The organism is Mesorhizobium sp. M2A.F.Ca.ET.043.05.1.1, from assembly GCF_003952445.1.
GTDB lineage: Bacteria > Pseudomonadota > Alphaproteobacteria > Rhizobiales > Rhizobiaceae > Mesorhizobium.
Map to the genome: position 1 here is coordinate 2,269,522 of NZ_CP034446.1, position 14,277 is coordinate 2,283,798.

Here is a 14,277-nt window from a genome sequence, read left to right on the forward strand (position 1 = left end):
CTGAATGCTGGATAACTATGAGGCGGACGAATTCGGCGTGATCCACCAGATCGACTTCACGCCGATCAAGTACGACAAAAAATACATCTCCTACTACGAGGACCTGAGCGACCGGACCATCAAGCTCGGCTATCAGCGGCTTGGCTGGGTGCTGGGGATCACCGGCGAGGTTCCGCGCTCGGTGCTGGAAATCGGATATGGCACCGGCACATTCATCGAAGCCGCCAAGATTACCGGCGTCGCCGATTGCGCCGGCTGCGACATCGCCGAGTTTCCGCTGCCCCAAGGTGTCCGCTTTGTCGATTGGGAGGAGGCGCTCGCTGGCTCGTGGGATCTCGTCGCCATGTTCGACGTGCTCGAACACATCCCGGATCTCAGTTTCCTCGCCCGCCTGCAGACCCGGCATCTGGCCGTCGCCGTCCCTTATTGCCGCTGGCGTGAGCTGGGCGCCGACGGCGACGCTTGGTTCCGGACCTGGCGCATGCGCCTCCCCAACGAGCACCTGCACCACTTCGACCGCGACTCGCTGGTGGCGCTGCTCGCGCACAACGGCTTCGACTGCGTGACCCTGAACTGTTTCGAGGACGGGATCAGGCTGCGGCCCGGAGAAGCGGGTCCGAATATTCTGTCGGGCTTCTTCAGGAAGCCATGGACCGAGGAGCCGGCTGAGCGCCAACGGCGGACTACCCCGCCCAGGCAAGCTCGCCCAGATGGCCACGGACCCAGTTCGTCTCTTCAGAAGCCGTGCGCCCAAAATGCCGCTTGAAGTCACGGCTGAACTGAGCCGCGCTCGCATAGCCGACCGAAGCCGCGGCCTGAGCGATCGTGCCCTTGCGTGCGATCATCAGTCTTGCCTCGTGCAGCCGCATGGCTTTCACGTACTGCATCGGGCTGCTTCCGGTCATCTCCCTGAAATGGACGTGGTAGGAAGGCACGCTCATGCCTGCTTCTCTCGCCAGATTGGCAACCGAGATTTCGCAGCTGTAGTTTTCCCGCAGCCACGCAAGGCTCCGCACGATCCTTCCCGACCTGCCCCTTTGCTGCAAGGCCGCGATCATTGCGCCGCCTTGCGGGCCAATCAGCACCCGGTAATGCAGCTCGCGCAGCAGGCCTGATCCAAGAATGGCGGTCTCGGCAGGGTTGCGAAGCGCCTTCAAAAGGCGCAGCAGCACATCCTCGATATCGGCCTCCATCCTGTTCGATATGAGACTTTGCGGCCTGTCGCTTCCCATTGCGGAATGCGTCTCCAGCCGCCCTGCAATCTCGGCCGCCAGCCGCATGTCAAACTCGACATAGACGGCAAGCAGCGGACGATCGGGGCTGGCCATCGACTCCATTCGAAACGGAACCGGCACCGACACCGCCAGATAGTGTTCTTCGTCGTAGAGGTAGACCTCCTGTTCGAGGATGCCTCGCTTGCTTCCCTGCAGGACGAACACCGCGCCCGGCTCATAAAGCACCGGGACGTCATGGAGCACGGCCTCCGTCCGGAGCACCCGTACGCTCTCGAGCGCGGTCGCGTTGTATCCAATGCGTTCGCCGAGAGCTCCGGCCAGGTCGACCAGTTCCCGTCTTCGTCCGGCGTCGAATCCAATAGGATTTGGCAAGCCATTCATAGAAAACGCAATCGAAGATCCCATCGCCCAATACTATTTGCCAACGCGCACTCGATCAACAAAGGACCGCAGACCATGGCGAAAAAGACCTTCTTCATCACCGGCGCCAATTCCGGCTTTGGCCTCGCCATCGCTTCCGCCGCCATCCAGACGGGCCATACGGTCATTGGGACCGTACGGTCCGAGACGTCACGCGCGGCACTCGGCAGATCCCTGCCCGCGATGCGGACGGTCATGTGCGATGTCACGGAGTTCGACCGCGTGCCGGACGTCGTCGCGCAGGCGGAGAAAGAGCACGGGCCCGTCGATGTCCTGATCAACAATGCCGGCTATGGCCACGAAGGGGTGCTTGAAGAGTCGCCGCTCGAAGAGATGCGGCGCCAGTTCGACGTGAACGTCTTCGGCGCCGTGGCGGTCGCCAAGGCGTTTCTTCCGAGGTTCCGCGAGCGACGCCGTGGCTTCATCGTCAATGTCACTTCGATGGGCGGCATGATCACGATGCCGGGCATTGCTTACTATTGCGGCAGCAAGTTCGCGCTCCAGGGCATATCGGAGGTGATGCGTTCGGAAATGGCCCCGTTTGGCGTTCGCGTTACCGCCATCTGCCCCGGTTCCTTCCGGACGGACTGGGCCGGACGTTCCATGGTCCGGACCGAAAGGTCTATCGCGGATTATGACGCGCTGTTCGACCCGATCCGGGAAGCCCGGCTGACGAAAAGCGGCAAGCAGCTTGGCGATCCGGACAAGCTCGCAACGGCCGTATTGGCTTTGGTGGAATCCGAAGCTCCGCCGCCGCAGCTTCTGCTTGGCAGCGACGCCCTCAGGCTCGTGTCCGAGCGTATCGAACGCCTGCAGCAGGAGATCGAAGCCTGGAGGGCCGTAACCATCTCGACCGATGGCTGAATGAGCGCTGGAATAACCCGCCGCATTGCCTTTCCGGCCCGGCTCGCTCCATAGTCGGGTCAATGCTTGACGCGATTGCGAGTCACTGGTCGACGCTTATCCTGATCCTCTCGCTGGCGATGGCGGCGGTCGGCATCGTGCATGCCATCATGACCAAGGAAGACGTGCGCGCCGCCACCGGCTGGGTCGGCGTGATGCTGCTCTCGCCCTTTCTCGGCGCGATCATCTACGCCATTGCCGGCATCAACCGCATCCGCCGTGCGACGATCAGCGCGATGCGGCCGGTCTCACCCGAGGCCGCCGCCGCCCGGCACGACCGCGATGTCGCGCTGGAAGCCCTGATCAACGCCGAATACGGCCAGCGCTTCACCGGGTTGAAGACGCTTGGCGACAGGGTGGCGCGGCGTCCGCTGACCTCCGGAAACACCATCGCCGTGCTCAAGACCGGCGACGAGGCCTATACGGCGATGTGTCGGGCAATTGACACGGCGCAAAGAAGCGTCCTGCTCGAAACCTATATTTTCGACAATGATGCGGTCGGGGCGCTTTTCGTCCAGTCGCTCGGCAACGCCGTCAAGCGCGGCGTCACCGTGCGCGTGCTGATCGACGCCGTCGGCGTGCGCTATTCGGTGCCGAGCATCCTGAAACAACTCAGGGAGGCCAACGTCAGCGTCGACCTCTTCAACGGCAACATCGTCATGGGTCTGAGACTTCCCTATGCCAATCTGAGGACGCACAGGAAGATCCTGATCGTCGACGGCGCGGTGGCGTTCACGGGAGGCATGAACATCCGCAAGGGATTCTCGGCCGAATTCGCCGGTTCCGACAGTTCGCGGGACACCCATTTCGAGGTCACCGGACCGGTGGTGGCCGACCTGTTCTCGGTTGCCGCCGAGGACTGGCGCTTTGCCGGCAACGAGGCCTTGAAGGACGGTCCGTGGCAGGTTGAGCGCGCCGCGGCGCCGCCCGGGCAGCCGGTGCTGGTGCGCGCGGTGGCGACCGGGCCGGACGCGTCCAACGAAACCAACCTGAAGCTGCTGATGGGAGCGTTTTCGGTCGCCCGCAAATCGATCCGCATCATGTCGCCCTATTTCCTGCCGGACCGGGAGTTCATCAGCGCGTTGACCACGGCTGGCCGCCGCGGCGTCGAAATCGACATCGTCGTGCCGGCAGTGAACAACCTTTTCCTCGTCGATCATGCGATGACGGCGCAGTTCGACCAGGTTTTGAAGCATTATTGCCGGGTCTGGCGCCACGAGGGCTCGTTCGATCATTCCAAGCTGATGGCGATCGACGGCGTGTGGGCCTATGTCGGCTCCTCCAATCTGGACGCGCGCTCGCTGAGGCTGAATTTCGAGATCGACATGGAAGTCCTGGACAAGAACTTCGCCGCCGAGATCGACGCCCGCATTGCGGCTGCCATCTCGACCGCCCAGCCGGTGACGCTGGAGACGCTGAATGCAAGGCCATTCGTAATCCGCGTCTTCGACCGTTTGCTGTGGCTGGGATCACCCTATCTTTAGAACGGAATCGAGCATCGGGACTATGGAGACAAACGACATCAAGGGACGCAGCCTGCCGGAGACCGTGCTCCTGTCGATCCGCGCCAGGAGCGCGCGCAAGGCGAAGGCGACGCCGCGCAAGCGAGTCAACGACACTGAAATCGTCGTCGCCTCCTACAACGTCCACAAATGCATCGGCACGGACCGCAGATTCGACCCTGACAGGACGGCCCGCGTCATCCGCGAAATGAGCCCCGACGTGATCGCCCTGCAGGAAGCCGACAACCGCTTCGGCGACAGGGCCGGGCTGCTCGATCTCGCCCGCCTGGAGCTGGAGACGGGACTGGTGCCGGTGCCGGTCTCGGGCAACGGCAAGGGGCATGGCTGGCGCGGCAATGTGCTCCTGTTCAAGCGCGGCACCGTGCGCGACGTCCACCAGCTCAAGCTGCCGGGACTGGAGCCGCGCGGCGCGCTGGTCGCCGAGATCGATCTTGACGAGAAACGGTCGCTGCGCGTGATCGCCGCCCATCTCGGCCTTTTGCGCCGCTCGCGCTCCGAACAGGCCCGCGTCGTGCTCGACATCATGAGCAGCGCCGACGAAAGGCCGACGCTCTTGCTCGGCGACCTCAACGAATGGCGGCTCGGCAACCGCTCGGCGCTGAACACGCTGCACACGACCTTCGGGCCGACGCCGCCGGCGGTGCCGACCTTCCCGTCGGGCCTGCCGGTGCTGGCGCTCGACCGGATCATGGGCAACCGGCACGGTTTGGTTTCAGGCGTCGAGGCGCATGACACGCCGCTGTCGCGCGTCGCCTCCGATCACCTGCCGCTGACGGCTTTCGTGCATCTGTAGATTGCCGCCCTACCCTTCCCTCAGCCAGACCAGCATCTCGCCGGGGTCGCGATTGTCCCAGGCGAAATAGGGAATTGCCTTGAGCTTTGTCGCCTCGATCGCCGGCGATTCGGGACGATAGAGATCGTGGCCCCAGTTTTCCGTCTCGGCCCTGCTGCCGATGGCCGAAAGGGTGACGACGCCGCCGAGCAGGCTCGGCTCGGCATGCGCCTCGAGCCTTGCCTCGCGCGGCAGGGCGAAGCGATGCAGCCCACCGCCATTGTCGGTTTCCTCGACGCAATAGATCAGCGGGCCGCGCGCCAGCGCCACGCGACCGATGTCCTGGCGCACATTCGGGTTGGCGAAGAGGCGCGCCATCGACATTTCGAGGTCGAGCTCGACCGTGTCGCCCTCGCGCCATTCGCGGCGGATCGCGGCATAGCCGTCGACCGTCGCCGCCTCGAGATCGACCAGCTTGCCGTTTATCCGAAGCGCCGCCTTGCGGCACCAGGCCGGCACGCGCAGGTGAAGCGTGAACGCAACCGGCGCATCCGGCCCGACCTCGATCGCGACGGCGCCGTCCCAGGGATAGTTGCTCGTCTGGACCAGGGTGACCTGGCGGCCGGCGATCTCGAAGCGGGCGTTCGAGTCGCCATAGAGATGGACGGCCAGCGCGTCGTCGGCGAGGCCGTAGAAATAGCTGCCGATCGAGGCCACCATGCGGCCGATATTGGGCGGGCAGCAGGGGCAGCGGTGCCATTTCCAACGGTGGTGACCGCCCCTGCTCTCCAGCGGATTCTCATAGAAAAACAGCGAGCCGTCGAGCGACAGGCCGGAGATCGAGCCGTTGTAGAGCGCGCGCTCCATCATGTCGGCGTAGCGGGCGTTCGGCCCCATGCCGAGCATGCGGCTTGCCCAGAACACCAGGCCGACCGAGGCGCAGGTCTCGGCATAGGCTGTCTCGTTGGGCAGGTCGTAGTCGCTGGTGAAGCCCTCATTGTGCGCCGACGGCCCGAGGCCGCCGGTGACATAGAGGCTCTTGGTCATCAGATCGTCCCAGAGCCGGTCAAGTGCCACGCGCAGCGTGTCGTCGCCATATTCGGTCGCGATATCGGCCATGCCGGAATAGAGATACATGGCCCGCACCGCATGGCCGACGACCTTGTCCTGCTCGCGCACCGGCTTGTGCGACTGGTTATACTCGTAGGTCTTGAAGTGATAGGCCTTCGGATCGGCGCCGCGGGCGCGCGCCTCCTCGTCGAAATAATGCGGCTCAAGGCCGCGCTGGTCGATGAAGTACTTCGCCAGGTCCATATACTTGTTCTCGCCCGTCACCCGCGCCAGCTTGACCAGCGCCAGCTCGATCTCCTCATGGCCGCAATAGCCCTTTTTCTTGCCGGGCTCCGGGCCGAACATCGAGGCGATGTGGTCGGCGTAGCGGCACATGATGTCGAGCAGCTTGCGCTTGCCCGTCGCCTGGAAGTAGGCGACCGCGCCCTCGATCAGATGGCCGGCGCAGTAGAGCTCGTGGCAATCGCGCAGATTGGTCCAGCGCAGCCCAGGCTGGATGCGCTGGTACCAGCTGGAGAGATAGCCGTCCTCCTGCTGCAGCTTGCCATACATGTCGATGACGGCGTCGATCTTCTGCTCCAGCTCCGGGTTGCGGCGGCGGTAGAGCGAATAGGCGGCGGTCTCGATGGTCTTGCCCCAATCGGAATCCCAGAACATCTGCGTCGTCACCGTCGAGCCGGTGAACTCGGCGCCCTGCCCGTCGGCCTCGTCCGGCGACGGCGAATGGAACGGAATGACGACGCCCGGCGACGGCCGGTCCGGATCGATCTGCTCCAGCATGCGCGCCTCGACGCAGCGGTCGTAGAGGATGCCGGCGGTCCTGGCGGCGACCGCGTCGACACGGTCGCCCCAGAAGCCGCGGACGTCGACCTGCGGCACCGGCAACGGCCGGAAGGCGAGCTTCGGCCTGACGGAGGTGCCGGTCTCTTTGGCGGGATTCGATGCGGTCATGATTTCACTCCATTCGAATTACTTGACGGCCCCGGCCATCAGGCCGCGGATGTAGAAGCGCTGCAGCGCCAGGAACAGGATCAGGCAAGGCACCATCATCACCGTGACGCCGGCCTGCACGGCGCCCCAGTCGATGGCGCCGAAGCGGCCGGACTGAAGCGCGGTCATCATCACCGGCAGGGTGAATTTGGACTGGTCGGTCATCAGCACGAGTGCTGCCAGGAACTCGTTCCAGGCGCCGAGGAAAGCGAACAGGGCGATGGTGACAACGCCCGGCCAGACCAAGGGCAGCATCACCTTGACGAGCATGGTGACGTTGTTGGCGCCATCCATGCGCGCCGCCTCCTCGATCTCGCGCGGCACGGCGTCGAAGGCGTTGCGCATCATGAAGATCGAGAAGGGCAGCTGCAGCGTGACATAGACGCAGACCAGCCCGGTCAGCGTGTTGTGCAGGCCGAGCCTGGTCAGCACCAGGAAGATCGGCGTCAGGATCGACTGGAACGGGATCATGATCGTCGACAGGATGAGGACGAAGAAGAAATCCCGGAACGGAAAGCGGAAGCGCGAGAAGCCGTAGCCGGCCAGCACGCTGACCAGCACCGAGAGCAGCACCGTCATCACCGAGACATAGATGCTGTTCTGCGCCGAGGCCCAGAGCCCGTCGCCGAAGGCGTTCAGCGTCTCGTAATTCTCGACCGAGAAGCCGGTGGTCGGCCAGGGCGGCAGCGGCGGTTGGCGCGCCTCCTGCGCCGGCTTGAAGGTCGACAGCACCGTCCACACGATCGGCGCCAGGAACAGCACCGAGGCGATGATGCCGGTCGAATGCCTGGCGAGGCTGAAGGCGGCCCTGCGGTTCTGCGACATCGCCTCGGCCATCAGTCGAGCCCCTCGGGCTTGCGAAGCAGCCAGAGCTGGATAAGGCTGAGCGCCACCAGGATGGCCAAGAGCACCATGGAGAGTGCCGCGCCATAGCCTAATTTGAACGACACGAAGGACTGGTTGAAGATCCAGTAGACCGCCGTCAGCGTCTGGTTGCGCGGGCCGCCGCGCAGGATGATGTAGAACTGGTCGAAGGCGAGGATCGAGCCCGCCACCGACAGGATCAGCGCCAGCGCCAGCGTGCGGCGCATCAAGGGCAAGGTGATCGCCCTGAACCTCGCGAACGGCCCTGCCCCGTCGATGACGGCGGCCTCCTGCAGATCCTGCGGGATCGACTGCAGGCCGGTCATCAGGATGATCATGGTGAAGCCGGCGACCTTCCAGACCACCATGGCGATGATCGACCAGAAGGCCGGCTGGAAGGTGGCGAGAAGATTGACCTTCTTTTCGGTCAGGCCGAGGTCATAGGCGGCCGGGCTGAACAGGCCGGAATCGACATTGAGCAGCCAGGACCAGAGCAGGCTCGCCGAAGCGAAGCCGACCACCGCCGGCATGAAGAAGGCGGTGCGGTAGAGGTTGGTGAGCGGGCGCGGCTTTTCGATGAAGATCGCCAGCGGAAAGGCGACGGCGAAGATCGCGATGGTGACGATCACGGTATAGTAGAAGGTGAATTTCAGCGCGTTCCAGAAGCGCGTGTCGCGCAGGATCGCGACATAATTGTCGAAGCCAATGAAGGCATGCTCGCCCATCAGCGGCCAGTTGTTGAGCGACATCCAGGCCGTCATGCCGAGCGGGATGACGAAGAAGACGGTGACGAAAGCGACGGCCGGCAGGACGTAGAGCAGGCCAACCCACTGCCGCAGGCTGGTGGCAGTGCGAGGCCTGGCGCGGGCGGAGGTAGCGGCGATGGCGGTCATGGCCTGGCTCCCCCTTCTCCCCTTGTGGGAGAAGGTGTCGCCGAAGGCGACGGATGAGGGGTGTTCCAGCGGAGTGAGAGGCTGGCGTTCCCTGGAACACCCCTCATCCGTCTCGGCGCTGCGCGCCGATCCCCCTTCTCCCACAAAGGGAGAAGGGGGAAGCGAACTTGCCGACGCCCCCTCACCCGGATTGCCAACCGAATTGCAAAGGGCAATTCGGGGCAATCCGACCTCTCCCCAAGGGGAGAGGAGATCGCGAGCGCCGGCCCTAACCTCTTCTCCCCACCGGGGAGAAGGTGGCCGCGAAGCGGCCGGATGAGGGGTCTTGTGTCAACGCGTCAGTTCCTGCCGTTCAGCGATGCAACATCCCGGCCGCCCGGCCAGGGAGACGGGGCGGGCGGCCGGTCAGGGCGGTGGCGGCGGGGCGTCGCGCGATCCCCGCCGCCGGCCGGCCTGGTGTCTACTTGTTCGGCGCCTGGTCGATGATCGACTGCATGGTCTCCTGCGCGTTGGCGATGGCGCCGTCGACGTCGTCGCCGAAGAACACCTCGTTGACCATCTGCGTCCAGGGACCGTTGGCGGAGTTGATCAGGTCGTTGAACACCACCGAATAGGGCGTCCTGCCCTTGGCCATCGCCTCGGCCGCCACCTGGTAGCGCGGGTCGAGATCCTTCAGCGCGTCCTTGGCGATGTCGTTGCGCACCGGCAGGCTGCCATATTTAGCGAGGATGGTCTGGCCTTCGAGCGAATAGGCGAAGTCCAGGAACTCCTTCACCACGGCGATCTTCTTGGTGCCCTTGGTGACGACGAAATTGTCGCCTCCGGCGAAGGACGACCAGCCGCCATCCTTGCCCGGCAGGAAGGTGATGCCGTAGTCGATATCCGGATATTGTGTGTTGAGCGCGCCGATGGCGAAGGCGCCGGAGGGCGAGATGCCGATCTTGCCGCCGGCGAAGGCGGCGAAGAAATTGGCGCCGGTGTCGGTCTGCGCGCCCTCGGGCACCAGACCCTTCTTGATCATCGAGCGGTAGAGGTCGATCGCGCCGCGCAGCTGCGGGCTGTCGAGCGTCGCCTTCGAGCCGTCCTCCGACAGGATGTCGCCGCCCGAGGCCCAGATCAGCGGCGTGAAGGTGAAGATGTTGCAGCCGCCGCAATTGCCGGAGAAGTAAAAACCCTTGATGTCGCCGCCGAGCGCGTTGACCTTCTCCGCGTCGGCCGCGATCTCGGCCCAGTTGGTCGGCCCCTTCTCCGGGTCCAGCCCCGCCTGCTTGAACAGCTTCTTGTTCCAGATCAGCACCGAGGCGTCGGCCGAGAACGGCAGGCCATAGATGCGGTCCTTATAGGTGCCGGTCTTCACATGCGCCGGCGAGAGGCTCGAAAAATAGGGCAAGGATTTCGCCCAGTCGGTGATGTCCTCCAGCTGGCCGGCGGCGGCGAAGGACGGCGTGTAGATCAGGTCGAGCGAGAGCGCGTCGGGCGCCGTGCCGCCGGCGGCGGCCGCGCCATATTTCGGGATGATCTCGGCATTGGGAATGATGTCGAGCTTGATCTGGTCCTTATGCGCCTTGTTGAAGGCGTCGACGATGCGCGGCATGAAGTTCGAGCCGTCGGCGCGCACCCAGATGTTGGCGGTCTCGGCGGACGCCGCCTGCAGGCCGCCCCCGATGACGGAAGCGGCAAGCATCAGCTTGGCAAGCATGGTCTTCACGTTACTCCTCCTCATGGTTCTCCTCCCAGTTTGGCCACGCCGCCCGGCGGATGCGGGCGCGTGGCCGCGTTGCTTCATTCCGCCCCGCATGACTGACGCACCACCAGCCGGCACGGCAGTTTCCTGATGCCCGGCGCGGCCGGCTGGCCGTCGACGAGCGAAAGCAAAGCAAGCCCGGCCTCGCGGCCGAGCGCCGAAAGATTCATGTCGACGGAGGTGAGCGGCGGGCGCGTCGCCTCGGCCACGATCTGCCAATTATCGAAGCCGATGACGCCGACATCCTCGGGCACGCGGATGCCGCGCTCGCGCAGCGCGTCGATGACGCCGCGGGCGATCTGGTCGTTGCCGCAGAAGACGGCATCCGGCCAGCCTTCCCTCCCCGCCCCGCCGAACAGTTTTTCGACTGCATCATGCCCCCAGGCTTCCGACCAGGCGCCGAGCAGCGGCTCGCTCGCGGCCAGGCCATTCTCCTTCAGCACATCGCGCCAGGCTTGCGCCCGCGCGTGCACCACAGCAAAACTCGCCGGGCCGCTGACATGGGCGATGCGCCGGCGCCCGAGCCGCAGAAAATGCTCCACCGCCAGCCGCGCGCCGCCGGCATCGTCGGAGACGAGGCCGACCGCGCCGGGATCGGGCTGAGTGAAGGCATAGACGACCGGAATGCGCAAACCGGAGAGATCGACCGGCAGATGGCGGTCGATGCGCTTTCCGGTGGCGACGATGCCGTCGACGCGCTTGTCGAGCATGGCCTCCACATGCAGCTGGCCGAGCCGCTGGTCGTCCTCGACATTGCACAGGAACACCGACACGCCCTTGTCGACCAGGGCATCCGAAACCCCGGCCATCAGCGGCAGCGAGAAGCGGCCGTAGGTATCGTTGGTGAGCAGCCCGACGGTGAAGGAGCGTTTCCTGAGCAGGCTCTGCGCCAGGCTGTTCGGCCGGAAGCCGAGCTGCCTAGCCGTCTCGCGGATGCGCTCGCGCGTCTCCGCCGTCATGCGCCCCTGCCCGTTAAGCGCCTTCGACGCCGTTGCGACGCTGACCCCGGCCGCCGCCGCGACCTCGCGCAGCGTCACCGGCGGCTTGGCGGAAACTGGCGCTGGTTCGGGGTCGGCAGACATGGGCGCGGCGGATTCCCTAAGTTGGGAAAAGGTTTTCTCTTATTGTCCTACGGGGTGATGACGGGTGAGGTCAGTGGGCGCAGGGCGGGTTGGGAAAAGGTTTTCTCAGGGGGAGAGAGTAGGGGAAGGCGGGGAGGTTGGCAAGGGGGGACGTCCATCGCCGCCCTGCGCCAGAACCATTCATCGCGACCAGCTCTGGAATGACCGGGCGCGTTGGTAGCGATTAGCAACCCTTGGCGTGTGAGAAACAACGACGGACGTTCAGCCCACGGTCTTACAAGCGGCGGGTGGCGAGACAGCGAGCCGGCGATTTGTCCACTCAGTACTCAACCGTTACGCTACTTCGTCCAGCGTTCTGTCACTGAAGAAGCTTTTCCCTGAGATGCCTGCATACTCGAAGAATGCCCTGTTCCGGGCCTTGGCATCGGCAAGCAGATCATCCCAACCGATCAGTTCAATGATGCCGTTAAAGCCAAACCTCGGTTGCAAGATGCGGCCGCGCCCATCTGCGGTCCGTTGCCAAGAATAGGTCCACTCATCTAGTTTTCCGACGATATCGGCCACGATATAGCAATAGATTACAGTGTCAGATCCGAGCTTAATTGGTCGGCCTTTCGCATCGATTCGCCCTCCCGCAAGTAGCTGCTTTACATAGCGCTCAATTTGCATCTGCGGGTTTTCATTGTCGTCGTAACTCGTCCTTCCCGGCCTTTTTAACTCAAAGAGGAGCACCTTGGAGGGATCGTCGGTCTGCATCAGGCCATGCACGTGATCGAAAATGAGAATGTCTGGCCTTTCATCGCTCTGTACGCCTTTGGTAAGAACGGAGAATTCAGTGTCCGAACTGAAATACTGAGCGAACGTAAGCCGCTCGTCTATGATCCACAAATCATGTGAAGCGACCGGCTCGACCTTTCGCCCGTCACCCTCAAGCGTGTTAATTCTTACGGGGCATATCATCGAATGGAGGATGTCCTCTCGCTGGTATGAACTATCCCGCGTGTCGTCTCGGACCTTCTCCAAAAGCACCTCGATAAAGTCCAGGACAACCTTTCTACGGACAACATATTCAGCCAAACTTTTTTGCTCGGCGTCCTCTATCGCGTCACGGGCCTCTTCAATGGCCTTGTAGAAATCTTCAACCTTTGCGACCCCTCCCCGGAGACGATGAAGTACGCCGCGTATCTTCTCACCCTGCCGCTGGTCACGGCGGAAACGCTCGCGGGATAGGTGCGCGTATATCGCGTCTTCGTTAAGTTCGCCGGCCGGAAGTTTCGCTTGAAGCTCGTCCGTGCTCCCGTACGCAACCGAAGGGTAGGACTCCGTGATAGCGTCGATCTTAGCCCGCTGTGCCCCGCTTAATTTGGCGAGTGGCTCGGCCAAGAAGGTTTCCACGTGCGGCCACAGGACGTTGATTATCCGATCCAACACCGCATCTTCAAACATGAAGGCAGTGCGCTCCTGATTAACATTCTCGTCCAGGTATTTACCCGTAAGAATCGCGTGGAAGACGCGGTTATCGTCACCGCCGAAGTATTTAAGTCCAAGCTTCCCATCAACGCATTGAGATTGCACGGTTCGGTCATGAGCAATGAAGTGGACGAAGTGCGTGCCTTTAAGATCGGAACTGGCAACCTTATCGCACTCAAGCAACGTCAGCTTGAGCTCGCCATATTCTTCGGTCAAAATTGGGATCTCTGACGTCCGGCGGTGAACGATGCTCGCCATCGCCTCTGGGTACTCGCGCGATTCGTCTCCACAGATCACCGTGATCTTGGGGCTACGGCCCCCGATGAATGTGGGGAGAAAGTGAGAGGTGAAGTGCTGGAAAACGTAGCTATCTCGCCCGGGAAACTTGGCGCGATATCCGTTGTCCCTTAACCCTTGAAATTTGACGTGGAACATCGTCTCGGTGGCCTCTGGGGCATTGACCACCTCAAGGTCTTTGATCTGGTCTTCTTGACTGAGCACGAACGAGAACGTGCGACGAGATAGGCGGCCATTTTCCCGAAACACGCTGTTCACTTCAACGTTTTCAAAACAATCAAGCCACAGGAGCCGCCCCACTCCCTTTCCACCAATCGTGATTTTATTGTCTGTGTCGGTGGTGGTGAAGGCCTCGAAGTTGCGAGCGTCCAGACCTACGCCGTTATCTTCCACGGCAGCCCACGGGTCTCCCTTTTTCCTATCAATCGACACCGTGACTGTAATTTTCCCCTTCTCCGTTACAGCATCATCAAACTTGAACTGCGTTGAGTGTATTGCATTACTGACAGCTTCGAATAATGGCTGCATTGCCCCGGCAACGTTGGTTGGCTTCGGCAGACGCTCAATGCGCTTCACGATATTTGATTTTAGCGACGTCAAGATGTTCCCCCAAGACTGCAGCGATTATTGTATAAGGAGCATATGCCTTGGCCCGTGACAAGCCGGAACGTTGGACGACGACTGGCCTTCCCCTAGAAGGCCGCCTAGGGGGCTGGTTGGGCCGGGCGGAAACCCGCCTACCGCCTCCTAAAAGCCCGACAGAATATTCGGCCCCACCTCCCCAGGACTCAGCCTAATCCCGTCCTCGAACCCGTTCAGGGTCACGCAGTCGAAGCCGTTATGCGCGAGCAGTGCCACCAGCGAGTCGCGATCGAGTGGCGCAGGTGCTCGTTGGGGACGCGCATGCGCCAGGCTCGGAACCCGGCGTCGCCGTCGGCGCCAAGCTCGCGCCAGCGGCAATAGGAACAGCGACCACCAGGCGCCAGGTCAAGGTCCTCGCCCATCGAGTCCCG

11 protein-coding genes are annotated in these 14,277 nt (G+C 63.1%); 4 read left to right on the plus strand and 7 right to left on the minus strand.

Features of this window, described 5'->3' with window-relative positions:
- Positions 1-4 precede the first annotated feature (4 nt).
- Positions 5-766 carry a class I SAM-dependent methyltransferase gene (locus tag EJ069_RS11005; RefSeq protein WP_245456499.1) on the plus strand — a complete coding sequence of 254 codons (762 nt, stop codon included), beginning with the start codon at positions 5-7 and terminating at the stop codon, positions 764-766.
- Here the strand turns inward: EJ069_RS11005 and EJ069_RS11010 are convergent.
- Complete coding sequence (locus EJ069_RS11010) at positions 684-1,616, minus strand: AraC family transcriptional regulator (protein WP_126064685.1); 933 nt, start codon at positions 1,614-1,616, stop codon at positions 684-686. The genes EJ069_RS11005 and EJ069_RS11010 overlap by 83 nt on opposite strands.
- 75 nt (positions 1,617-1,691) lie before the next feature.
- On the opposite strand from EJ069_RS11010, the gene EJ069_RS11015 reads away from it, so the two are divergent.
- The 3 genes from EJ069_RS11015 (at position 1,692) to EJ069_RS11025 (ending at position 4,874) form a co-directional block, all read left to right on the plus strand.
- Positions 1,692-2,519 carry an oxidoreductase gene (locus tag EJ069_RS11015; RefSeq protein ID WP_126061302.1) on the plus strand — a complete coding sequence of 276 codons (828 nt, stop codon included), beginning with the start codon at positions 1,692-1,694 and terminating at the stop codon, positions 2,517-2,519.
- Between the two features lie 62 nt (positions 2,520-2,581).
- A complete protein-coding gene (locus EJ069_RS11020) occupies positions 2,582-4,042 on the plus strand; it encodes a phospholipase D-like domain-containing protein (protein ID WP_126061303.1) in 1,461 nt (486 codons plus the stop codon).
- A 22-nt stretch (positions 4,043-4,064) separates the two neighbouring features.
- The gene (locus EJ069_RS11025) at positions 4,065-4,874 is read left to right on the plus strand and encodes an endonuclease/exonuclease/phosphatase family protein (protein ID WP_126061304.1); all 810 of its coding nucleotides are present in this window, start codon (positions 4,065-4,067) and stop codon (positions 4,872-4,874) included.
- Between the two features lie 9 nt (positions 4,875-4,883).
- On the opposite strand, the gene EJ069_RS11030 is transcribed toward EJ069_RS11025, so the two are convergent.
- The 6 genes from EJ069_RS11030 to EJ069_RS11060 form a co-directional block, all read right to left on the minus strand.
- Positions 4,884-6,875 carry a glycoside hydrolase family 127 protein gene (locus EJ069_RS11030; protein ID WP_126061305.1) on the minus strand — a complete coding sequence of 664 codons (1,992 nt, stop codon included), beginning with the start codon at positions 6,873-6,875 and terminating at the stop codon, positions 4,884-4,886.
- A gap of 18 nt (positions 6,876-6,893) precedes the next feature.
- Positions 6,894-7,751 (minus strand): carbohydrate ABC transporter permease, encoded by an 858-nt coding sequence (locus EJ069_RS11035; RefSeq protein WP_126061306.1) that lies wholly within the window; start codon positions 7,749-7,751, stop codon positions 6,894-6,896.
- On the minus strand, positions 7,751-8,671 hold the full coding sequence (locus EJ069_RS11040) for a sugar ABC transporter permease (RefSeq protein WP_126061307.1): 921 nt from the start codon (positions 8,669-8,671) through the stop codon (positions 7,751-7,753). Before EJ069_RS11040 ends, EJ069_RS11035 begins: the two co-directional genes overlap by 1 nt.
- 460 nt (positions 8,672-9,131) lie before the next feature.
- Positions 9,132-10,379: a sugar ABC transporter substrate-binding protein gene (locus EJ069_RS11050; protein WP_126061309.1), complete on the minus strand. Its 1,248-nt coding sequence runs from the start codon at positions 10,377-10,379 to the stop codon at positions 9,132-9,134.
- A gap of 74 nt (positions 10,380-10,453) precedes the next feature.
- A complete protein-coding gene (locus tag EJ069_RS11055; RefSeq protein ID WP_126061310.1) occupies positions 10,454-11,497 on the minus strand; it encodes a LacI family DNA-binding transcriptional regulator in 1,044 nt (347 codons plus the stop codon).
- 333 nt (positions 11,498-11,830) lie between these two features.
- Entirely contained in the window at positions 11,831-13,864 is a 2,034-nt protein-coding gene (locus EJ069_RS11060; RefSeq protein WP_189476280.1) for an ATP-binding protein, read from the minus strand.
- Positions 13,865-14,277 lie beyond the last annotated feature (413 nt).

Bases quoted from the DNA above. Each gene is read 5' to 3' on its own strand.
- EJ069_RS11005 (WP_245456499.1), top strand. From the start codon at position 5: ATGCTGGATAACTATGAGGCGGACGAATTCGGCGTGATCCACCAGATC.
- EJ069_RS11010 (WP_126064685.1), bottom strand. From the start codon at position 1,616: ATGAATGGCTTGCCAAATCCTATTGGATTCGACGCCGGACGAAGACGG.
- EJ069_RS11015 (WP_126061302.1), top strand. From the start codon at position 1,692: ATGGCGAAAAAGACCTTCTTCATCACCGGCGCCAATTCCGGCTTTGGC.
- EJ069_RS11020 (WP_126061303.1), top strand. From the start codon at position 2,582: ATGCTTGACGCGATTGCGAGTCACTGGTCGACGCTTATCCTGATCCTC.
- EJ069_RS11025 (WP_126061304.1), top strand. From the start codon at position 4,065: ATGGAGACAAACGACATCAAGGGACGCAGCCTGCCGGAGACCGTGCTC.
- EJ069_RS11030 (WP_126061305.1), bottom strand. From the start codon at position 6,875: ATGACCGCATCGAATCCCGCCAAAGAGACCGGCACCTCCGTCAGGCCG.
- EJ069_RS11035 (WP_126061306.1), bottom strand. From the start codon at position 7,751: ATGGCCGAGGCGATGTCGCAGAACCGCAGGGCCGCCTTCAGCCTCGCC.
- EJ069_RS11040 (WP_126061307.1), bottom strand. From the start codon at position 8,671: ATGACCGCCATCGCCGCTACCTCCGCCCGCGCCAGGCCTCGCACTGCC.
- EJ069_RS11055 (WP_126061310.1), bottom strand. From the start codon at position 11,497: ATGTCTGCCGACCCCGAACCAGCGCCAGTTTCCGCCAAGCCGCCGGTG.